Annotated in this window: 19 protein-coding genes; 14 read left to right on the top strand and 5 right to left on the bottom strand. The window is 68.9% G+C overall.

Annotated elements, in window-relative coordinates; genetic code table 11:
- The first annotated feature begins 24 nt into the window (after positions 1-24).
- From IQ458_RS00330 to IQ458_RS00345, 4 genes are all read left to right on the top strand, one after another.
- A complete protein-coding gene (locus IQ458_RS00330; RefSeq protein WP_203321564.1) occupies positions 25-612 on the top strand; it encodes a hypothetical protein in 588 nt (195 codons plus the stop codon).
- 94 nt (positions 613-706) lie between these two features.
- Entirely contained in the window at positions 707-1,345 is a 639-nt protein-coding gene (locus IQ458_RS00335; RefSeq protein WP_203321565.1) for a hypothetical protein, read from the top strand.
- Positions 1,342-1,557, top strand: a complete 216-nt coding sequence (locus tag IQ458_RS19495; RefSeq protein ID WP_425504620.1) for a helix-turn-helix transcriptional regulator — start codon at positions 1,342-1,344, stop codon at positions 1,555-1,557. Before IQ458_RS00335 ends, IQ458_RS19495 begins: the two co-directional genes overlap by 4 nt.
- Positions 1,554-2,162, top strand: coding sequence for a DUF998 domain-containing protein (locus tag IQ458_RS00345; protein ID WP_203321567.1), 609 nt, complete (start codon positions 1,554-1,556; stop codon positions 2,160-2,162). The genes IQ458_RS19495 and IQ458_RS00345 overlap by 4 nt, the downstream gene beginning before the upstream one ends.
- Positions 2,163-2,166: 4 nt before the next feature.
- On the opposite strand, the gene IQ458_RS00350 is transcribed toward IQ458_RS00345, so the two are convergent.
- Complete coding sequence (locus tag IQ458_RS00350; protein ID WP_203321568.1) at positions 2,167-3,456, bottom strand: metal-dependent hydrolase family protein; 1,290 nt, start codon at positions 3,454-3,456, stop codon at positions 2,167-2,169.
- Positions 3,457-3,604: 148 nt separating this feature from the next.
- Between IQ458_RS00350 and leuS the strand changes: the two genes are divergently transcribed.
- The 5 genes from leuS to rsfS all read left to right on the top strand — a co-directional run bounded on the left by leuS (position 3,605) and on the right by rsfS (position 9,370).
- Complete coding sequence (gene leuS, locus IQ458_RS00355; protein ID WP_192197522.1) at positions 3,605-6,235, top strand: leucine--tRNA ligase; 2,631 nt, start codon at positions 3,605-3,607, stop codon at positions 6,233-6,235.
- A 338-nt stretch (positions 6,236-6,573) separates the two neighbouring features.
- Positions 6,574-7,149: an LPS-assembly lipoprotein LptE gene (locus IQ458_RS00360; RefSeq protein ID WP_203321569.1), complete on the top strand. Its 576-nt coding sequence runs from the start codon at positions 6,574-6,576 to the stop codon at positions 7,147-7,149.
- The gene (gene holA, locus IQ458_RS00365; protein ID WP_183643250.1) at positions 7,139-8,170 is read left to right on the top strand and encodes a DNA polymerase III subunit delta; all 1,032 of its coding nucleotides are present in this window, start codon (positions 7,139-7,141) and stop codon (positions 8,168-8,170) included. Before IQ458_RS00360 ends, holA begins: the two co-directional genes overlap by 11 nt.
- Before the next feature lie 68 nt (positions 8,171-8,238).
- Positions 8,239-8,916 (top strand): nicotinate-nucleotide adenylyltransferase, encoded by a 678-nt coding sequence (gene nadD, locus IQ458_RS00370; protein WP_183643247.1) that lies wholly within the window; start codon positions 8,239-8,241, stop codon positions 8,914-8,916.
- A gap of 31 nt (positions 8,917-8,947) precedes the next feature.
- Positions 8,948-9,370, top strand: a complete 423-nt coding sequence (rsfS, locus tag IQ458_RS00375; protein WP_203321570.1) for a ribosome silencing factor — start codon at positions 8,948-8,950, stop codon at positions 9,368-9,370.
- A 73-nt stretch (positions 9,371-9,443) separates the two neighbouring features.
- Here the strand turns inward: rsfS and IQ458_RS00380 are convergent, their stop codons facing one another.
- Positions 9,444-10,994 (bottom strand): alkaline phosphatase PhoX, encoded by a 1,551-nt coding sequence (locus IQ458_RS00380; RefSeq protein ID WP_203321571.1) that lies wholly within the window; start codon positions 10,992-10,994, stop codon positions 9,444-9,446.
- A 119-nt stretch (positions 10,995-11,113) separates the two neighbouring features.
- Between IQ458_RS00380 and rlmH the strand changes: the two genes are divergently transcribed.
- The gene (gene rlmH, locus IQ458_RS00385) at positions 11,114-11,584 is read left to right on the top strand and encodes a 23S rRNA (pseudouridine(1915)-N(3))-methyltransferase RlmH (protein WP_183643237.1); all 471 of its coding nucleotides are present in this window, start codon (positions 11,114-11,116) and stop codon (positions 11,582-11,584) included.
- Positions 11,585-11,743: 159 nt separating this feature from the next.
- Here the strand turns inward: rlmH and IQ458_RS00390 are convergent, their stop codons facing one another.
- Together IQ458_RS00390 and IQ458_RS00395 are read right to left on the bottom strand one after the other, a co-directional pair.
- Complete coding sequence (locus tag IQ458_RS00390) at positions 11,744-12,442, bottom strand: energy transducer TonB (RefSeq protein WP_235996552.1); 699 nt, start codon at positions 12,440-12,442, stop codon at positions 11,744-11,746.
- A 173-nt stretch (positions 12,443-12,615) separates the two neighbouring features.
- Complete coding sequence (locus IQ458_RS00395; RefSeq protein WP_183643231.1) at positions 12,616-13,356, bottom strand: SIMPL domain-containing protein; 741 nt, start codon at positions 13,354-13,356, stop codon at positions 12,616-12,618.
- 151 nt (positions 13,357-13,507) lie between these two features.
- On the opposite strand from IQ458_RS00395, the gene IQ458_RS00400 reads away from it, so the two are divergent.
- From IQ458_RS00400 to tldD, 4 genes are all read left to right on the top strand, one after another.
- Positions 13,508-14,077, top strand: a complete 570-nt coding sequence (locus tag IQ458_RS00400; RefSeq protein ID WP_183643229.1) for a Maf family protein — start codon at positions 13,508-13,510, stop codon at positions 14,075-14,077.
- Positions 14,078-14,140: 63 nt separating this feature from the next.
- Positions 14,141-15,628, top strand: coding sequence for a ribonuclease G (rng, locus tag IQ458_RS00405; protein ID WP_183643226.1), 1,488 nt, complete (start codon positions 14,141-14,143; stop codon positions 15,626-15,628).
- Between the two features lie 75 nt (positions 15,629-15,703).
- Entirely contained in the window at positions 15,704-19,588 is a 3,885-nt protein-coding gene (locus tag IQ458_RS00410; protein WP_203321572.1) for a YhdP family protein, read from the top strand.
- 55 nt (positions 19,589-19,643) lie between these two features.
- A complete protein-coding gene (tldD, locus tag IQ458_RS00415; RefSeq protein ID WP_183643220.1) occupies positions 19,644-21,086 on the top strand; it encodes a metalloprotease TldD in 1,443 nt (480 codons plus the stop codon).
- A gap of 44 nt (positions 21,087-21,130) precedes the next feature.
- Here the strand turns inward: tldD and yjgA are convergent, their stop codons facing one another.
- A complete protein-coding gene (yjgA, locus tag IQ458_RS00420; protein WP_203321573.1) occupies positions 21,131-21,688 on the bottom strand; it encodes a ribosome biogenesis factor YjgA in 558 nt (185 codons plus the stop codon).
- Positions 21,689-21,708 lie beyond the last annotated feature (20 nt).

The raw sequence follows: 21,708 nt of genomic DNA on the forward strand, positions 1-21,708 counted from the left end.
CCCTTCCGCCTGGAGATTCACCGCATGAACCCGCTGTCCCGCGTGGCCGCCGCCGGCCTGCTGCTGTTCGCGTTCCGTCCATCCTGGGCGGGCGAGGAAATCCGGCCCTCGGTCGAGCGCAATGCCGCACCGTCCGTGCAACTGGACCACTACGCCCGCTTCGAACTCAAGCCGGTGCGGATGGATGCGCCCTATGCGGGCCAGGAGACCAACGAGAGGGCCCGCAACGCGGTGCAGGAAAACCTCCGGCAGGGACTGGGGCAATGGGTGGCGCAGCGCAACGCCGAAGCGGTGAAGGCCGAGCCGGCGCAGACGCTGGTGATCGAGCCGGTGATCGAGAAAGTACGTTTCATCAGCGGTGGCAAGCGATTCTTCGCCGGCGCCTTCGCCGGCAGCTCGCGCATCCTCCTGCGGCTGCGCCTGACCGACGCGGCATCCGGCGAGCTGGTGGCCCAGCCCGAGTTCTACCAGCATGCGCGTGGCATGGCCGGCGCCTGGACCGTGGGCGGCGCCGACAACGCCATGCTGGCGCGGGTCGCCAGCCTCGCCGGGGACTACGTGACGGCCAACTACACCGCGCAGGCGGGAGGACCGACGGGGTGGGAAGAATAGGGCCGCCATCCCCGGGTCGCCCTGATGTAAAAAAGACTTGACATGCCGGTCGGCCGATGTAAGGTTAACTTTACATTCGGCCGGGACGTCATCAATGAAGGGATATCCGGGAAACAGGGCGGTCCGCTACGGATTGCTGGCGGCGGCGGGACTGGCGCTTTGGCTGCTGCTGGCCGGGCCGGGCCGGGTGCTGGGCTTGGACCCCGGCCAGATCGGCATGGCGCTGCTGGTCGCCACGACATGGATCGCGTTGTACTTCGTACGCCACGCGTCCCGCGACGAGCGCGGACAGACGGTTTCGCCGGGCGAATGGCGCGCCTGGATCGGTGTCGGGTTCATGGCGGTGGCGGTGGCCTATTTCCTGGCCAGGCTGGACCTGTTCACCGGACCGGAAGGCATGGGCAGCGCACATGCCCGCGCGGTCGCCCGCAACCTGATGATGCTGGGCATCGCCTGGTCGGTGCTGGGACAGGTGCTGGCGGCACGCTGGAAGGGCCAGATCCAGGAAGACGAACGGGATCGCGAGATCGCGCGCCGGGCCGCTCATTGGGGATACGGCGCGCTGGTGTTCTGCGTGATCGCGCTGGCCGTCACGCTGGGCTTTTCACCCGCGCACCGGCTGCAATGGGCCAGCCACTTCCTGCTCGCCAACCTGCTGGTACTGGTCCTGATGCTGGGGTGGCTGTGCGAGTACGCCGCCACCGCCGTCTACTACTGGCGCGATCGCCGGTGAACGGAACGCCGATCGCCAACGACATCCGCCGCCTGCGGATCGAACGCGGCGACATGACCCAGCAGGCGCTGGCCGACGCCTGCGGGGTCACCCGGCAAACTATCATTGCGCTGGAGGCGGGGCGCTATGCGCCGTCGCTGGAACTCGCGTTCCGCATCGCCCGGACGTTTGGCATGGGTGTTGAAGAGGTGTTCCGTTGGGAAATGCAATGAATCGCTGGCTGCCGCTGGCCGGCATCGCCGGCGCGGTCGTGTTCGCCGCCGCCGCGGTGGGTTTCGGATGGGCCCTGCCGGGGTATTCGCACGTGACCCACCCGATCGCGGTGCTGGGCGCCAAGGGCATCCCGCACGCCAATGCCTTCAACCTGCTGGGCCTGATGCTGCCGGGGCTGCTGGCCTCGGCGGCGATGCTGTCAATGCGCCAGCGGCTGCCGCGCGACGCCGGCTGGCCGGTGCGGATCGGCGCGCAGTTGCTGTTCCTGTCCACGCTGGGCGTGGTCGCGCTGGGACTGCTGCCGCTGGATCCGGAGGATCTGCACAACGCCAGCAGCAGTTACCACGCCACCGCGTGGATGCTGTGGTGGGTCGCCTTCGTGCCCGGCGCGCTGCTGCTGGCGATGGGCCTGCGCGGCCGCGCGGGCTGGTGGGGCGTCGGCCGCGCCAGCGTGCTGGCGGCGGTGGGAATGCTGTACGCGGTGCTGTTCGCGGTCGATACGCTGCCGGCCGGCGTCGCCCAGCGGCTGGGCTTCGGGATCTGGTGGATCTGGGTCGCCTGGGCGGGCTGGGCCGCGTGGCGCGCCGCCGCCAGGGGCGCCTGACCCCTCAGGGCTGCTTGAACAGCACGCCGTCCTTCATCACCAGCGCGACTTCGAGCACGCGCTGGATGTCGGCGACCGGATCCCCGGGCACGGCCACGATGTCGGCGCGCTTGCCGGCCTCGATCACGCCCTGATCGTCCACCCCCAGCACTTCCGCCGCGCGTACCGTCGCCGCCTGCAGTGCCTCGGCGGCGGGAATGCCGGCTTCCACCATGTAAACGAACTCGCGCGCGTTGTCGCCGTGCGGCCCCACGCCCATGTCGGTGCCGAAGGCGATCTTCACTCCGCTGCGATACGCCTTGGCGGCGGTGTCCTGGATCTGCGCGCCGATGCGGGCGGCCTTGGGGCGCACGACTTCCGGGAAGTAGCCGTCCACCTTGGCCTTCTCGGCGACGAAGCGGCCGGCGTAGAGGGTCGGCACGTACCAGGTGCCGTGCTGCTTCATCAGCCGCATCACCTCGTCGCTCATGTAGGTACCGTGCTCGATGCTGGTCACCCCGCCGAGCACGGCGCGCTTCATGCCTTCGGTGCCGTGCGCGTGCGCGGCGACCTTGTAACCGTAGTCGCGCGCGGTCTCGACGATCGCCTTGACCTCGTCCACGGTGAACTGTGGCGCGTCGCCGGATTTGGCGTAACTGAGCACGCCGCCGGTGGCGGTGATCTTGATGACATCGCTGCCGTCCTTGTAGCGCTGCCGCACCGCCTGGCGCGCGTCGTCGACGGAGTTGATCACGCCTTCGGTGGGGCCCGGCGGACCGATCAGGTGCGACAGGTGATCGTTGTAGCCGTTGCTGGGATCGGCGTGGCCGCCGGTGGTGGCGATGGATTTGCCGGCCGCGAAGATGCGCGGCCCCTTCACCAGGCCCTGGTTGATCGCATCGCGCAGGTGCGGGGCGATTTCGCCGCCCAGGTCGCGCACGCTGGTGAAGCCGGCCAGCAGGGTCTTTTCGGCGAAACCCACCGAGCGGTAGGCGAAATCCACCGGATCCAGGCGGAATCCCTCCGAATAGCTCTGCGGATTGGACTGGCTGCCCAGATGGACGTGCAGATCGGTCCAGCCGGGCAGGCAGGTGTGACCGGCCAGGTCCACCGTGCGGGCGCCGGGCACTTCGACCCGGCCTTCCAGCACCTCGGCGACGCGGCCCTCGCGGACCACCACCGTACGCGCCGGGAGCAGCTTGCCGCTGCGTGACTCGAACAGCCGTTCGCATTGGAGCGCCAGCGGTTCCGCGGCGCGGACGGACAGCGGGACAAGCAGGACGGCCAGGGCCAGCGGCAGGGCGGGACGGGACATGCGGGTCTCCGGAGCGGGTCCGGGCCATGGTAGCCGAGCGTCCCGGCGTGGATCCGGCAGTCGGCCCGTGACCTTCCGGAGTGGAGCCCTCTGCTGCACTGCGGTACCCTTGCCGACTTTGCCGTCGCCTTTCCCGCCTACGCCTGCCATGTCCGCTGCCGAACCCGTCGCCTACGAGCCGAAATCCGTCGAATCCGCCGCCCAATCGTTCTGGGAGACGCGCCGGGCCTTCGAGGTCGACGAACAGTCCGACAAGCCCAAGTACTACTGCCTGTCGATGCTGCCGTATCCGTCCGGCGCGCTGCACATGGGCCATGTGCGTAACTACACCATCGGCGACGTGATCAGCCGCTACAAGCGCATGACCGGCCACAACGTGCTGCAGCCCATGGGCTGGGACGCGTTCGGCCTGCCGGCCGAGAACGCGGCGATCAAGAACCGCACCGCGCCGGCCAAGTGGACCTACGCCAACATCGACCACATGCGGAGCCAGCTGAAACTGCTGGGTTACGCCATCGACTGGTCGCGCGAGTTCGCCACCTGCCGTCCGGACTATTACGTCCACGAACAGCGCATGTTCACCCGCCTGCTGCGCAAGGGCCTGGCCTACCGCAAGAATTCGGTCGTGAACTGGGATCCGGTCGACCAGACCGTGCTGGCCAACGAGCAGGTCATCGACGGCCGCGGCTGGCGCTCGGGCGCCGTGGTCGAGAAGCGCGAGATTCCGCAATGGTTCCTGCGCATCACCGACTACGCCCAGGAACTGCTGGATGGCCTGGACGAACTGCCGGGCTGGCCCGACGCGGTCAAGACCATGCAACGCAACTGGATTGGCCGTTCGGAGGGCCTGGAGATCCAGTTCGCGGTCGAAGGCAATGATCCGCTGACCGTATTCACCACCCGTCCCGACACGCTGATGGGCGTGACCTTCGTGTCGATCGCCGGCGAGCATCCGCTGGCGCTGAAGGCCGCCGCGTCCAATCCCGCGCTGGCCACGTTCCTGGCCGAACTGAAGCAGGGCGGCGTCTCCGAGGCCGAGCTGGAAACCCAGGAAAAGCGCGGCATGGACACGGGCCTGCGCGCCGTGCATCCGATCACCGGCGAAAAGCTGCCGGTGTGGGTGGCCAACTTCGTGCTGATGGGCTACGGCACCGGCGCGGTGATGGCGGTGCCCGGCCACGACCAGCGCGATTTCGAGTTCGCCACCAAGTACCAGTTGCCGATCCAGCAGGTCATCGCGCTGAAGTCGCCGCGCAATGACGAGGAGGCCAGCTACGACCCGACGATCTGGCGCGATTGGTATGGCGACAAGACCCGCGAGGACCTGGAACTGGTGAACTCGGGCGAGTTCGACGGCCTGGGCTACCAGGGCGCCTTCGAGGCGCTGGCCGAGCGCTTCGAACGCCAGGGCCGCGGCCAGCGCCGGGTCAACTACCGCCTGCGTGACTGGGGCGTCAGCCGCCAGCGCTACTGGGGCTGTCCGATTCCGGTGATCTACTGCGACAAGTGCGGCGCGGTGCCGGTGCCGGATTCGCAACTGCCGGTGGTGCTGCCGGAAGACGTCACCCTGGACGGGGTGAAATCGCCGATCAAGGCGGATCCGGAATGGCGCAAGACCACCTGCCCGGAATGCGGCGGCGCGGCCGAGCGCGAGACCGACACCTTCGACACCTTCATGGAGTCGAGCTGGTACTACGCGCGCTACACCTCGCCGGGCGCCAGGGACATGGTCGACAAGCGCGGCAACTACTGGCTGCCGGTGGATCAGTACATCGGCGGCATCGAGCACGCGATCCTGCACCTGATGTATTTCCGCTTCTACCACAAGCTGCTGCGCGACGCGCGGCTGGTGGACAGCGACGAACCGGCGACCAACCTGCTGACCCAGGGCATGGTCATCGCCGAGACCTTCTATCGCGACAATCCGGATGGCTCCAAGGACTGGATCAACCCGGCCGACGTGGACGTGCAGCGCGACGAGCGCGGCCGCATCACCGGCGCGACCCTGCGCGCGGACGGCGCGCCGGTGCAGATTGGCGCGGTCGAGAAGATGTCCAAGTCGAAGAACAACGGCGTGGACCCGCAGGCGATGGTGGAGCGGTTCGGCGCCGACACCGTACGCCTGTTCTCGATGTTCGCCGCGCCGCCGGAGCAGTCGCTGGAGTGGAACGAGGCCGGCGTGGAAGGCATGGCGCGGTTCCTGCGCCGCCTGTGGACGCAGGTGCAGAAGCATGCGGCTGACGGTCCGGCGCCCGCGGTGGATCCGGCCACGCTGAGCGCCGGGCAGAAGGCGCTGCGCCGCAAGACCCACGAGACCATCGACAAGGTCGGCAACGACTATGGCAAGCGCCACAGCTTCAACACCGCGATCGCCGCGGTGATGGAACTGTCCAACGCGGTGTCGAAATTCGACGACGCCAGCGACAGTGGCCGCGCGGTGCGCCAGGAAGCGCTGGAAGCGGCGGTGCTGCTGCTCAACCCGATCACGCCGCATGCCAGCCACGCGCTGTGGCAGGCGCTGGGCCATCCGGAAACGCTGCTGGAAGACGTCGCCTTCCCGCAGGTCGACCCGGCCGCGCTGGTGCGCGATTCGGTGACCCTGGCGGTGCAGGTCAACGGCAAGCTGCGCGGCACCATCGAGGTCGCCGCCGACGCCGCCCGCGAGCACATCGAGGGGCTGGCCCGGGCCGAACCGAACACCGCCAAGTTCCTGGAAGGCGCGACCATCCGCAAGGTGATCATCGTGCCGGGCAAGATCGTCAATATCGTCGCCGGCTGAGCCGGCTTGGACGCGTGGGCGACCCGCGTCGTCCAACCCCCGCGATCGCCGCCGTTCGCGGGAGGACCGTTCCCGACGTGCGCGGCGTCATCTCCCCTTCGCCGTCATCCCGGCGAAGGCCGGGATCCGTTTCCCCGAAAGGGTGAATGCCACGCCCCACCCGATTCCGGCTTGGCTTGCCATCTGGCCGTCGAAGGCCGCTGGATGAAGATGCGCATGACAGTGGAAGCCGCGCATTGCCGCATCGACATCCCGAGTCCCGAATCCCGAATCCCCGTATTCACCTGCGGGCCGGCTAGGCTATTGCCGCCTTTCGCGGCCTCGTCCAGACTTCGCCCATGATCCGAACCCGATTCCTTGCCGCCGCCGCCTTGGCCCTGTTGCTGGCCGGCTGCGGATTCCACCTGCGCAGCCGCATCGCGCTCCCTTCCGATCTGGGACCGGTCCTGGTCCGCTCTGCCGCGACCTACAGCGACCTGGCTTACAAGCTGGTGCGCGGGTTGCAGGCGGCCGGTGCCGAGGCTCGCACTCCGACCATCGAAGATCGGGAGGCGCAGAAAGCGGCGGCCGCCACAGGTGAGCCGGTCCCAAAGAAGGCCGAGCTCGTCATCGTTTCCGAGCGGTGGGGCAATCTGCCTATCGCGGTCGATGGTTTGGGACGCGCGCAGGAATTCAGCCTGCGCTACGCCGTCGTGTTCGTGTTCCGCAAGGCCGACGGCACCGATCTGGTGCCGCAGCAGGTGGTGGAGCTTTCGCGCGACTACGTGTCGCCGCCGGAGAACGCCACCGGTACCACGACCGAGCGCGAGATCCTGGCCGACGAACTGCGGCGCGAGATGTCCGCCTCGATCCTGCGCCGGGTCGACGGCGTGGTGCGCGCCGGCCAGATGGTCAAGCCGGCCGATGGAACTTAAGCCCGAACAGATCGCCGCACGCGCCGATGAGCCGCTGCTCCCGGCGTACCTGATCGCCGGGCCGGAAATGCTGCGGGTGCTGGAAGCCGCCGATGCGGTGCGCGCGCAGGCACGTGCGCAGGGCATCGGCGAGCGCGAGGTATTCGACGCCGACGGGCGCGATTTCGACTGGAACGAGCTCGACGCCAGCTTCCACGCCCCGAGCCTGTTCAGCGCGCGGCGCCTGGTCGAGGTACGCCTGCCAGGCGGCAAGCCGGGCAAGGAGGGCGCCGAGGTCATCAGCCGGTTCTGCGCGAATCCGCCGCCCGACGTGGTCCTGCTGATCACCGCCGGTGAATGGTCGAAGGCCCATCAAGGCAAATGGGCCGACGCCGTCGCGCAGATCGGCGTCCTCGCCGTCGCCTGGGCCATCAAGCCGCACGAACTGCCTGGCTGGATCGAGAGCCGGCTGCGCGCGCGCGGGCTGCGGGCCGACCGCGACGCGGTGCAGGCGCTGGCCGAGCGGGTGGAAGGCAACCTGCTGGCCGCGGCGCAGGAGATCGACAAGCTGGCGCTGCTGGCGCAGGGCGGAAGCCTGTCGGCGGAAACCATGCAATCGCTGGTGGCCGACGCCGCGCGCTACGACGTGTTCCGCCTGACCGACGCCATGCTGGCCGGGCAGGGACCGCAGGTGTCGCGGATGCTGGCCGGCCTGCGCGCCGAGGGCGACGTGGTCGCCGGACTGATGCCGATGGTGGTCAAGGAATTGCTGCGCACCGCCCATCTGGCGAGGGTGCAGGCGTCCGGCGGCAACCTGGCCGCGGAAATGAAATCGCAGGGCATCTGGGAATCCAAACAGGCGCCGTTCAAGCGGGCCTTGCAGCGGCACGCCGCACCGCAGCGCTGGGAGCGTTTCGTCGCCGAGGCCTCGCGCATCGACCGCATCGCCAAGGGCCGCGCGCCGGGCGACGCCTGGGTGGCGATGGAACGGCTGCTGCTGGCCGTGGCCGAGGCGCGCGCGGTGCGCCTGCTGGTGGCCTGAGGCGGATCTTTTCCCGCGCCGGCAATCCCCGCACACTGCCACGGTCTCCGCGACGGCCCTGACACCGCATGCTCCACCTTTTCTACGGCGGCACGTTCGATCCCGTCCACAACGGGCATCTGGCCATTGCGCGGGCGGCCCGCGACGAACTCGATACCCTGGTCGCGCTCACGCCCGCGGCGGATCCGCCGCATCGCGCCCCGCCGGGCGCCAACGCGGCGCAGCGCGCGCGGATGCTGGAACTGGCCATCGACGGTGAGGTCGGCCTGCATGTCGATCGCCGCGAACTGCGCCGCGCGCTGCGCCAGCCCGAGCGCCGCTCGTACACCGTCGACACCCTGCGCGAACTGCGTGGCGAGCTCGGCGCGCGCACGCCGATTGCCTGGCTGGTGGGAGCCGACAGCCTGGTCGGACTGCCCACCTGGCACGAATGGCGGGACCTGTTCGAACTGGCGCATTTCGTGGTGGCCGAGCGCCCGGGCAGTCCGCTGGACGGCGAGTTGCCGGTTGAACTCGCCGCCACGATTGCCGGTCGCTGGACCACCGACGCCGGCGACCTGCGTGCGTCTCCCGCGGGGCGGATACACCGGCTGCACCAGCCGCTGCAGCCGGAGTCGGCCAGCGACGTGCGCCGGCGGATCGCCGAAGGCTGGCCCTGGGAAGACCTGGTCCCGCCCGCCGTGTCCGCCTATATCGCGGACGAACGGCTCTACTTCACGTCGGCGGCGGCGGACGGTCCGGTATAATCGGTGCCGAGTTCCCGGAGTCACCAGACCTTTGTCCAGCCAAGCGCAAGTCATCAAGACCCGTCTTCCCAGTCCCCCGCCGGCCGTGCCGGTCCTGCTCGCCCACGTGCACGCGGCGGTGGAAGAACTGAAAGCCAAGGATGTCGTTGAAATCGATGTGCGCGGCAAATCCAGCGTCGCCGATTTCCTGGTGATTGCGTCCGGCACCTCCACCCGCCACGTCAAGTCGATCGCCGACGAAGTGGTCAAGTTCGCCAAGAAGCTCGACGTCATGCCGCTGGGCGTGGAAGGCGAGCGCGAGGCCGAGTGGGTGCTGGTGGACCTGGGCGACGTGATCGTCCACATCATGCTGCCGCGCGTGCGCGAGTTCTACGCGCTGGAGCGGCTGTGGACGGTGGGCGACCAGCCGCCGGAGCAGGACGAAGTCGAAACCAGTGCGGAAGATCGCCTGTAAGCGGCTTTCGGTTCCGCGATGAAACAACGGCGCCGAAAGGCGCCGTTGTCGTTTACGTGGCGTGCGTTGCGCCTTAGAGCGGCCCGCGCTCCCACGGCCCGGTAATCGCGAAGGTGATACCCGGGGTCTGGATGTTGACGAACAGCGTGCGTGACAGCGGATCCCAGCAGGCACCGCAGAACTCGCTTTCACGGTAGTCGCCTTCCTCGATCGTCTTGCCGGCGTTGGCGATCTGGGTCGAGGTCACCTGTATGTTGTTCTTGCACAGGTAGAACGATTCGCCGGCCCGGGTCAGGCCGATCAGGCGCGCGCCGGGACCGTACTCGTCCGGACTCTCGCCGCCGTCCTCGCACAGCACCACGCCGCCGCGCGCGCTAACGGTAATGTTGTCCGGATTGTGCGCGGCCAGCTGGTGGCCACTGACGAACAGCGCCTTGATCTGCTGGGTGAACAGATCCAGCACCCATACCGCGCCGTTGCCACGTCCCTTGCGGCCCTGCGCATCGACGCCGGTGCTGGTGTCGACGATGAACATCTTGCCGTAGCTGTACCAGATGCCCTCGCCGCGGCTCATGCGCAGCGCGCCCTCGCTCCAGGCCTGGGCGAACGGACCGCTGAGGGTCTCGCCGGCGGAGATGTCGGGGAAGCCGGCCGGAGCGGCGATGGTGTCCAGATCCGGTTCCGGCACGTCGACCCATTCCAACTGGTAGCGGTCGCCGATGCTGGCCACGGTGAGGTCGGCGTTGCGCTTGCCGCGCACGCGCGCGGCCTGCAGGCGGCCGCCATTTTCCAGCGAGCCGTTGCGGCCTCGCCGATCGTTGGGGACGAAACGGTACAGCCCGGCCTTGTTGCGGTCGTCTTCGGTCAGGTAGACGATGCCGGTGCGCGGGTCCACCGCGACCGCCTCGTGGCTGAAACGGCCCAGGCCGACCAGCGGACGGCCGGTGGTGCGCTCGTTGTCCGGATCCACCTCGAACACGTAGCCGTGCTTGCGGCCGGCGCTGGAGGTGGCATCGGTCTTGATTTCCTCGCAGCTCAGCCAGGTGCCCCACGGGGTCAGGCCGCCGGCGCAATTCACCAGGGTGCCGCCCAGGCTGGGCTCCAGCGCGTTCCAGCCGGTACCGGCACGGTAGGTGAGGGTGGTGGTGCCGCCACCGGCCACCTGGCTGCCGTCGACGAGGCCGGTGTCGTACATGCCAGGCGCCTGGATGGGGGCGCCCGCGCCACGTTCGTGGTTGCGGATCAGCACGTATTCCAGCCCACCGTGGCCATGGCCACGTCCGTATCCGTGCCCGCGACCCGGGCGTGCGATCCGGGTGGCGACCACGGCCATGCCGTCATGGCGATCCGGGCAGGGCTGGCCGTCGTCCATGCGATCGCCGGTCCAGCCGAACGAGCGATAGCTGAAGCCGCGCGGCAATTGCAGCAGCGGCAGGCCGGTGGTGCGGTCGGCGACGGGCGCGATGGGCCCGTAGCGACTGGGAACGGGGGACAGCCGCACCGATTCGGTGGCGGCGAGGGCCTGGCGCGAATACAGCGCGCCCAGGCTGCCCATGGCGCCCATGGCCATGGCGGCGGCACTGCCCTTGAGGACGTTGCGGCGGGCAGGATCGAAGACGGTCATCATGCGACTCCAGCTGGCGGGGAGCCGGTGACGCTAGGCACTGCGTGTAACCGCCGGATGACAAAGGCATGACGCTTGCATGCGGTCCGACGAAAGCGTGGCGCCGGTATCATTGCGGCATGAAGAGCAGGTTGATCGCCACCGGCGAACGCGCCCCGGCCTGGGTGGCGCAGGGCTTCGCCGAATACCAGAAGCGCCTTTCGCACTGGCTGCCGTTCGAACTGGTGGAAATCGAGCCCGGCCTGCGCGGCAAGGGCCGGGACCCGCAGCGCGCCATCGAGGACGAGGGCAAGCGGGTGCTGGCGGCGGTGCCGAAGAACGCGCACATCATCGCGCTGGAAGTCACCGGAAAGCCGTATTCCTCGGAACAACTGGCGCAACGCCTGGAACACTGGCGTGGGCAGGGCCGGGATCTCGCCTTCCTGATCGGCGGTCCGGAAGGCCACGCCGCCGACGTGCTGGCCGCCGCGCACGAGAAGTGGTCACTGAGCCCGCTGACCCTGCCGCACATGCTGGTGCGGCTGGTGGTGGCCGAGCAGATCTACCGGGCGGCGGCGATGCTGGCGAATCATCCTTACCATCGCGCTTGAGTCGGATTCATTGAATCTTCGAGACACGCTGCCGCGAGTAATCGCTCGGGCAATCCGCCGAATGGCGTTCAGCATCCTTGCCAAGCGATCGCGGAAAAGTGGAGGCCCGCCGAAGCGGGCCTCTTGATACCTGTGATCGAGCGGATCAACCCGAACGAATCAACGCAGTACAAAATCGATCGGGACCAAACCGTAGGCCTGCACAGCGATGCCGTCGCGAACCGCGGGCTTGAAGCGCCAGTGTTTCAGCACATGCTGACGGGCTTCGCGATCAAGGTTGTGGTTGCCGCTACTGGTCTCGATCACCACTTCCAGCGGTGCGCCATCGACATCCACCAGCACTTTCAGTACGACGGTGCCTTCGATGCCGGCGCGTGCTTCGACCCGCGGATAGGGAGGAGCAGGCGCTGTCACATACTGGAGTTGCGAACCGACCATCGGCGAGGTGTCCGGCGAACCGATATCGCTGGTTGGCGCGGAATCAATCGTATCGCTGGTGGCAGCGATCGTGCCCTGATCGATGATCGGTGCGGTATCGGGGACGTTGGCCGGCGTTGTCACGGCCGGAGGGGTTACCGGAGTGGGAACGCGCTTGTCCTGGGGGGTTGGCTCCACCGGTTGCGGCGGCAACGGCGGCGGCGGAATGGGATCCGCCTGCAGCGGTACCGGTATCCGCTGTTCGACAATCTGCGCGATCTGCGGCGCCGCCATCGGCATCAGCAGCAGGAGGAGGGCGAACACGTGCAGGGCGATGGCCGCGGCGATGGCCAGGATGCGGCCGATGTCCAGACGGGTCGGGGTGCGGAAGGGTAGTGCGCGAACCATGGTCCACCTCCTGAAGGGCTGTGACAGGAACAACGCTCGGCCGCGAGGAGTGGGGTTGCAACGCCCCCGCGCCGCAGTTCCAGACTGTACTCCGCCGTGTGGTGGCCGCAAGAGGGGGGCGACCAAGGTCGAATGAATGCCGTTCCGGACGCCGGAAACGGCAACGGCGCCCGGAGGCGCCGTTGCTTGGAGCGGGGTGGCGGGGCTCAGCGGCCCAGTTCGAACACCACGTCCAGGTTCACCGAGAGGGTGGTCTCGCCCGGGGACACCGGGGTGGACTCCATCCGGCCGGCCTTGGCGTCCATCGCCATCGCCATCATCGGCACCGGGCGGAAACCGCCGCCGCCCTCGGAGATGCTGACGATGCGGCGGACCCGCAGGCCCAACGCCTTGGCGTAGGTCTCGGCGCGGGCCTGTGCCTTCTTCAGCGCGGCCAGGCGGGCTTCGTCGTAGACCGGCTCGGGCTGGTCGATTTCGAAGCTGGGGCCGTTGATCTGGTTGGCGCCGACCGCGGCCAGCGCGTCCAGCACCTTGCCCAGCTTGGCGATGTCGCGGACCTTCAGGCTGACCGTGTTGCTGGCCTGGTAGCCGGTGATCTTCGGCGGTTCGTTCTCGGCGTAGCGGTACTGCGGGTTGAGGCTGATGCCGCTGGTCTGGACGTCCTTCTCGGGGATGCCCGCGGCCTTGATGGCAGCGACCACCTTGGCCATCTGCTCGGCGTTCTGGCGCATGGCGGCGTTGCCGTCGGCAGCCTGGGTGACCACGCCGGCGGACAGGGTCGCCACGTCGGGCACGCGCGAGGCCTCGGCCTGCGCCGACACGTTCAGCAGGGTGCCGTCGGCGGGCACGGTGTAAGCGGGGGCGGTCTGGGCTTGGGCGGTCATCGTGACGGTTCCTAGGGCCAGGGACAGGGCGAGCAGCAGCGGGCGGAACGGGTGGTGGCGCATGGGATCTCCTTGTATGCGTCGGTGGCCGGGGGCCAGTGGGAGTGAAGCGTGTTCAGTACACGATGAACGCGTTGTGAGTCGAATCGGGTTTCGCCGTCCACGGGAACACTCAACCGGCGTTCAGTCAGTCGCCTCAGGTTATTCTTTCCCGATGCTGCATCTGGCCTCCCAATCCCCCCGCCGCGCCGAACTCCTGACCCGCCTGGGGCTGACCTTCGGGCGCATTGATCTGGATATCCCCGAACATCGCCAGCCGGGCGAGTCCGCCGAAGATTACGTGCGTCGGGTGGCGCGCGAAAAGGCCGGGGCCGGACTGCTGAAGGTGATGACCGTGCCGGGCGCGGTGGTGCTGGGGGCGGACACCGAGGTGATCCTGGACGACGAGGTGTTCGGCAAGCCGGCCGATGCCGACGACGCGGCCGCCATGCTGCGCCGGCTGTCGGGCCGGACCCACCAGGTGATCTCGGCGGTCTCGGTGGTCGACGCCGGCCGCGAGGAGCAGGCGGTATCCATTTCCGAGGTGAGCTTCGCCGAGCTTTCGGACGCGGACATCGCCGCCTATGTCGGCAGCGGCGAGGCGATGGGCAAGGCCGGGGCCTACGGCATCCAGGGCCGCGCCGAACAGTACGTGACCCGCCTCTCGGGCAGCTTCTCGGGCGTGATGGGGCTGCCCCTGCACGAGACCGCCCGCCTGCTGCGCGCGTTCGGAGTGCTGGCATGACGGCAGGCGCGGCGCTGGCCGCCCGCCGTCGCTCCCCTTCTTTTCCTTCCAACGGACGGTGACATGAGCGAAGAAATCCTGGTCAATGTCACCCCCCGCGAAACCCGCGTGGCCGTCATCGAGAACGGCATGCTGCAGGAACTGCACATCGAGCGCGGCTGGCGCCGGGGCGTGGTCGGCAACCTGTACAAGGGCAAGGTGCAGCGGGTGATGCCGGGCATGCAGGCGGCGTTCGTCGAAGTCGGCCTGGATCGCGCGGCGTTCCTGCATGCCAACGACATCGTGCGCCCGGCGCCGGTCGCCAACGGCGAGGCGGTGGAGACGCCGCTGCCGCCGCCGCCGTCGGTGCCGATCATGGACCTGCTGCGCGACGGCCAGGACGTGGTGGTGCAGGTGGTCAAGGATCCCATCGGCAGCAAGGGCGCGCGCCTGACCACCCAGATCAGCATTCCCTCGCGCTACCTGGTGCTGCTGCCCCAGTCGAAGGTGGTCGGGGTGTCGGCACGCATCGAGGACGAGGCCGAACGCCAGCGCCTGAAATCGCTGGTGAGCGATCTTGCGGCGGCGCATGGCGGTCATGGCTACATCATCCGCACCAATGCCGAGGGCCAGCCGGCCGAGGCGCTGGCCGAGGACATTTCCTATCTGGCGCGGGTCTGGGCGCTGGTGGAACAGCGCAGCCGCGATGCCGCGGTGGGTACCTGCATCTACGAGGACCTGACCCTGCCGCTGCGCGCGGTGCGCGACCTGATGCGGCGCGATGTCGAGAAGGTACGGGTGGATTCGCGCGAGACCAGCGAGCGCCTGCAGGCGTTCGCGGCCAAGTACATGCCGGTCCTGGCCGAGCGCATCGAGCATTACAGCGGTGAACGTCCCATCTTCGATCTGTATGGGGTGGAAGACGAAATCGGTCGCGCGCTGGACAAGGAAGTGCCGCTGAAATCCGGTGGCTACCTGGTCATCGACCAGACCGAGGCGATGACCACCATCGATGTGAACACCGGTTCCTTCCTCGGCCAGCGCAACCTGGAGGAAACCGTCTACCGCACCAACCTGGAGGCGGCGCAGGCGGTCGCGCGGCAACTGCGCCTGCGCAATCTCGGCGGCATCATCATCATCGATTTCATCGACATGGACGATCCCGAGCATCGCCGCCAGGTGCTGCGCACGCTGGAGAAGGCGCTCTCGCGCGATCACGCCAAGACCACGGTGTACGAGTTCTCGCCGCTGGGGCTGGTGGAGATGACCCGCAAGCGCACGGTCGAGAGCCTGGAGCGGCAGCTGTCCGAGCCGTGCCCGGAATGCGGCGGCCGCGGCAGCATCAAGACCGCCGAAACCGTCACCTACGAGATCTTCCGCGAAATCACCCGCGCCGTGCGCCAGTTCGAGGCCGCGCGCCTGCTGGTGATCGCATCGCCCAAGGTGGTGGCGCGCATCACCGACGAGGAATCGCAGTCGGTGGCGGAACTGGAGGAATTCCTCGGCAAGTCGATCCGCTTCCAGGCCGACGAGCAATACCTGCAGGAGCAGTTCGATGTCGTGCTGCTTTGAGGCCGGGATTCGGGATTGGGGAATCGTGCTTCGCCCCGTCCCCAATCCCCAATCTCCAATCCCGGCTCGCCGCTGATGCCCACCCCGATGCGCCGCCGCCTGCGCCTTGCCCGACGTGGTGCCGTTTACGGCATCGCGATCGTGCTGGTGTGCATGGCCGTGGTGCTGGGCATCGCCAGCCAGGTGCTGCCGCTGGCCGAACGTCATCCCGAGCGTGTCGCCGCGTGGTTGAGCGAGCGGGCCGGGCGGCCGGTGGCATTCGATCGGGTGCAGACCCAGTGGACCCGGCGCGGGCCGCTGCTGCAACTGGACGGGCTGCGGATCGGCGAGGGTGAGGGTGGCGTCCGTATCGGCCAGGCCGAGGTGCTGGTGTCGATGTACGGTGGCCTGCTGCCGGGCCGGTCGTTCACCGAACTGCGCCTGCGCGGCCTGTCGCTGACCCTGCAGCGCGCCGACGACGGCACCTGGTCGGTGCGCGGCTTGCCCGGGCAGCAGCAGCCGGGCGGGGATCCGCTGTCGAGCCTGGAGGGGTTGGGCGAACTGCAGATCATCGACGGCCGCCTGGACATCGACGCGCCGTCCATTGGCTGGCAATTGCGGGTGCCCGATATCGACATGCGCCTGCGGGTGAACGGCGATCGCGTGCGGGTCGGTGCGCGTGCGCGCATCCGCGCCGACAGCGCGCCGCTCAACGTTGCCGTCGATTTCAATCGTCGCAAGGGCGACGGCCAGGCTTACGCCGAGGTGACCGCCGCCGACATCGGCGTGTGGTCGCCGCTGCTGCGCTACGCGGGCGTGGTGGCCGATTCCGGCAGCGGGCGGCTGCAAGGCTGGATGTCCCTGTACCGGCATCGCGTGGTGATGGTCACCGCCGAGGCGCACGTGCAGAAGCTGGGCTTGCGCGGTGCGCCGCTGGTGGGGGGCGGGGCGCTGCCGCGCGCGGCCTTCGAACAACTGGACGGCAGGTTGCGTTGGCGCCTGGTCCGGAGCGGCTGGCGACTGGATGCGCCGCTGCTGCGGGTCGGCAGTGGCGAAAGCACGCAGACACTGGACGGCCTGCTGCTGGCCGGTGGTCGCGAGACCGCGCTGGTCGCGCGCCAACTGGATGCGGCGCCGCTGTTCGCGGTGCTGGGGTTGAGCGATCGGGTGGGCGACGACATGCGCCGCTGGCTGGGCCAGGCACGTCCGACCGCGCGGCTGGCACGGGTGGAGGTCGCCGGCAATCGCCAGGGCGGCCTGCGCGCCAGCGGCGAACTGCTGGAAGTCGGCTTCGCGCCGGTCGGCCGCGCGCCGGGAATGAGCGGGCTGGCGGGCGATTTCGAGGGCGACGCCGAAGGCCTGCGCCTGCGCCTGAAACCGGCATCGCGCCTGCAGTTCAATTGGCCCAGCGGATTCGGCGTGGTGCATGACGTCACCCTCGATGGCGAAATCGTCGGTTGGCGCGAAGGCGCCGGCTGGCGCGTCGGCACTGCGGCGTTGCGCGTGCGTGGCAAGGATTACGGCGCGCGGGTGCGTGGCGGCCTGTGGTTCCAGAACGACGGCACCCGGCCGAGGATCGATCTGGCCGCCGATCTCGATCAGGCGCCGGTGCCCGCCGCGCAGCGCTTCTGGGTTCACCACCAGATGCCCAAGGCGGCGGTGGACTGGCTCAACGCGGCGCTGGTCGGCGGCCAGGTGAACAATGGCCGCGCCATCGTCTCGGGCGATCTCGACGATTGGCCCTTCGTCCGCAACAACGGCCGCTTCGAGGCGGTCGCGCGCATCAACGGCGGGCAGTTCAAGTTCCAGCGCGACTGGCCGGCGCTGGAGCAGGTGGACGCGGATGTCGCCTTCATCGGCAACGGATTCTCGCTGGACGGGCACGGCAGCCTGGCCGGCGTGGCGGTCGAGCATTTCAGCGCCGGCATCGCGGACTTCCGCGAATCCAACCTGCGTGTCGACGCCGACACGCACACCGATGCGGGGAAACTGCTGGCGATGCTGCGGCAGAGTCCGTTGCAGAAAACCCATGCCGACACCTTCGCCAATCTGGAAGCCTCCGGCGCCACCCGTGCCAGCTTCCATCTGCTGCAGCCGCTGAAGAAGGATTCGCCCACCCGTCAGCGGATGGAAGGCGAGGTGGAACTGACCGCGGCGAAGCTGGCCGAAAAGCGCTGGAACCTCGCCTTCACCGACGTCACCGGCAAGGCGCGCTACGACAACGGCGGATTCGCTTCCGAACCGATGAAGGTGATGTTGCAGGGCCAGCCCGGCGTGTTGTCGCTGCGCGCGGGCAGCGGCGCGCGGGATCCGCAGCAGGCGTTCGAGGCCGAGCTCGCTGCGCGCCTGGAGGCGAAGGAACTGCTGGATCGCGCGCCGGAAATGGCCTGGTTGAAGCCATACATCGAAGGGCGTTCGGACTGGAACGTCGCGGTCACCATTCCCAAGGGCGCGGCCAGCAACGCGCCCAGCCAGCTGCAGCTGCGTTCGCAGCTGGTCGGCACCGCCCTGAGCCTGCCGGCACCGCTGGAAAAACCGGCATTCGCCGCGCTGCCGACGGTGGTACGCACCTCGATGCCGCTGGGCAGCGGGCAGATCGAAGTCGCGTTCGGCCAGCGCCTGGCGTTGCGCGCGCGCAACAACGGCCAGCAGACCGGCGTGCGGGTGGTGCTGGGCAGCGACAATGTCGCCGAGGCTCCGCCCGCGTCCGGGTTGATCGTCAGCGGCCGCACGCGGCAACTGGATGCGATGGACTGGATCGCGCTGTTCAAGGGCGGCGAAGACGAGGGGGGCGACGATGGCCTGAAGTTGCGCCATGTCGATGTCACCGCTACGCGCCTGCTGATGATCGGATCGGTGTTCCCCGATACGCGTCTGCAACTGGCGCCGGCCCCCAATGCACTGGCGGTGACCCTGGAAGGTCCCGCGCTGTCCGGTGGCCTGCTGGTGCCGGAGACGCGGGGCGCCGCGATCGTCGGGCGGCTGTCGCGCCTGTATTGGCAGAACGCGTCGCCCGCCGGCACCGCCACCGCGGCGGCCACGGTCCCGACCAGGGCGGTCGCTGGCGCGCCGATCGGCATGCCCGGCGCGCCGCCGGTACCCGCCGACGATGGCCTGGATCCGTCGGCGATTCCGCCGCTGTCGCTGGACGTCGATGAACTGCGCGTCGGCAGCGCGAAACTCGGCAACGCCCGCCTGCGTACGCGCCAGTTGCCCGCCGGCATGCAGATCGAACAGCTGCAGCTGCGTTCCCCGCAGCACGACATCGACGTGGCAGGTACCTGGCTGGGGAAGGGCGCGCATGCGCGGACCCAACTGCAGGCCAAGGTGGCGAGCCGCGATTTCGGCGCGCTGCTGGCCGATGCCGGCTACGGTGGCCGCATTCGCGGCGGCCACGGCACCGTCCAGGCCACCGCGGGCTGGCGTGGCAGTCCCGGCGCGTTCCGGCTGAGCGAACTGGAAGGCAAGGTCGGCGTGGATGCGCGCGATGGCCATCTGCTGGAACTGGAGCCCGGTGCGGGCCGCGTGCTCGGTCTGTTGAGCGTGGCCGAATTGCGTCGCCGGCTGACCCTGGATTTCAGCGACTTCTTTTCCAAGGGATTCGCGTTCAACCGGATGGAAGGCGAGGTGGCCCTGGGCAACGGCCTGGCCCGCACCGACGCGCTGGTGATCGACGGTCCCGCCGCCGAGATCCGGATCGGCGGCACGACCGATCTGCGCGCCGAACAGTTCGACCAGGTGGTGGATGTGCTGCCCAAGTCGGCCAACGTGCTGACCGCGGTCGGCGCGGTGGCCGCCGGACCGTTGGGCGCGGCGGTCGGCGCGGTCGCCAACGCGGTGCTCAAGCGCCCGCTGGGCGAAATGGGTGCCAAGACCTATCGGGTGACTGGTCCTTGGAAGGAACCCAAGGTGGAGGCCATTTCGCGCGAGCAATCACGCGAACAGGCGCCATCCTCGGCCGCGCGCGCCGGCCTGCCATGAACCGCGGCGCCCGCACCGCCTTGCGCTGGCCCGTCCCAACCCCCACCTTGCTGCCATGACTGCTTCCCTGACGCTCGCCGAAACCCGCCTTCTGCTGCCTGCCGGCCTCGACCAGCACGGCTTGGACCGCACCTTCGGGGCGCTGCTGGGACCGGGTATCGATTTCGGCGATCTCTATTTCCAGCATGCCCGGCGCGAGAGCTGGACGGTGGAGGACGGCATCGTCAAGGACGGTGCGCACTCGATCGAGCAGGGTGTCGGCGTACGGGCGATTTCGGGCGAGAAGACCGGCTTCGCCTATTCCGACGATATCAATTCGGTCGCCTTGCTGGACGCCGCGCGCTCGGCGCGCGCGATCGCCCGTGACGGCGCGGCGCACGCGCCACGCGCGCTGGTGCGGGGCGGTGGACGCGCGCTCTACGGCGCGGACGATCCCATCGACGCGATGGACAATGCCGCCAAGGTCGAGGCGCTGCGCACGGTGGACCGTTTCCTGCGCGCGGCCGATCCGCGCGTGCAGCAGGTGACCGTGAGCCTCTCAGGCGGCCTGGATACCGTGCTGGTGGCGCGCAGCGACGGCGTGCTGGCCGCCGACGTGCGTCCGCTGGTGCGCCTGAACGTGCAGGTGCTGGTGGAGCAGAACGGCCGTCGCGAGTCCGGTTACGCCGGCATGGGCGGTCGCTATTCCTATGCCGAACTGCTGGGTGGCGGCCGCCCCGAGGAACTGGCGCGCGAGGCGCTGCGGCAGGCGCTGGTGAACCTGGACGCCATCGATGCGCCGGCCGGCGTCATGCCGGTGGTGCTGGCGTCCGGCTGGCCCGGCGTGCTGCTGCACGAGGCCGTCGGCCACGGCCTGGAAGGCGATTTCAACCGCAAGGGCACCAGCGTCTACGCCGGCCGCATGGGCCAGCGGGTCGCCTCGCCGGGCGTGACCATCGTCGATGACGGCACCCTGCCGGGCCGGCGCGGATCGCTCAACATCGACGACGAAGGCACGCCCACCAACTGCACCACGCTGATCGAAGATGGCGTGCTGGTCGGTTACATGCAGGACACGCTCAACGCGCGCCTGATGGGCATGGCGCCGACCGGCAACGGTCGCCGCGAATCGTTCGCGCACCTGCCGATGCCGCGCATGACCAACACCTACATGCTCGCCGGACAGCACGATCCGGAAGAGATGATCCGCTCGGTGAAGAAGGGCCTGTATGCGGTCAACTTCGGCGGCGGGCAGGTCGACATCACCAGCGGCAAGTACGTGTTCTCGGCCACCGAGGCCTACCTGATCGAGGACGGCAAGGTCACCGCGCCGGTCAAGGGCGCCACCCTGATCGGCAACGGACCGGAAACCATGCAGAAGGTCAGCATGGTCGGCCACGATCTCGCGCTGGACGCCGGAGTGGGCGTGTGCGGCAAGGACGGACAGAGCGTGCCGGTGGGCGTCGGCCAGCCATCGTTGCTGATCGAGGGCCTGACGGTTGGCGGCACCCGCGCGTGAACCGCGGGCGGGTGGACGGCGCCGCGCGGGCGCCGGCACGCGGCTCAGTCTTCGTCGGTGTCCGTATCGCCGGGAGCGTCGTCGCCGTCGGCGAGCAGTTCGCGGATCTCGCGGAACAGTTCGCGGAACGCATGCAGCGGCTTGTTCTTCGCGCGTTCCTCGCCGGCGTTGCGAATCAGCTGGCGCAGGCGCTGGCGGTCGGCCTGCGGGAACTCCTCCAGCAGCTCGCCCAGCGCACTGTCGCCGTCGGCGAGCAGGCGTTCGCGCCACTGCTCGGCACGGTGCAGTTGCGCCGCCTCGCGCCGGGCCGCGTCGCCGCCTTCGTCCATCGCGTCGCGGATCGCGGCCAGGACGTCGTCATCCTCGCGGCGCATCTGCTTGGCCAGGTACTGCAACTGGCGCTTGTGCGCGATGTGCGAGGTGATGCGCTGGGTTTCCAGGATATGCGGCATCAGGTCTTCGGGAATCGGCAGCTTCGCCAGGCGGGCCGGCGTCAGCGCCACCAGTTGTTCGGCCAGGCTGCGCACCTCCAGCGCTTCCTCGCGCTGCTGGGTACGGCTGGGGCTAAAAAATTCGCCGGTTTCGGGGTCGCGTCCGCGCATGGTCGATCTCGGTTGCCGGT

The sequence above is a fragment of the Pseudoxanthomonas beigongshangi genome (assembly GCF_016820515.1).
In the GTDB taxonomy this organism is placed as follows: Bacteria; Pseudomonadota; Gammaproteobacteria; order Xanthomonadales; family Xanthomonadaceae; genus Pseudoxanthomonas_A; species Pseudoxanthomonas_A beigongshangi.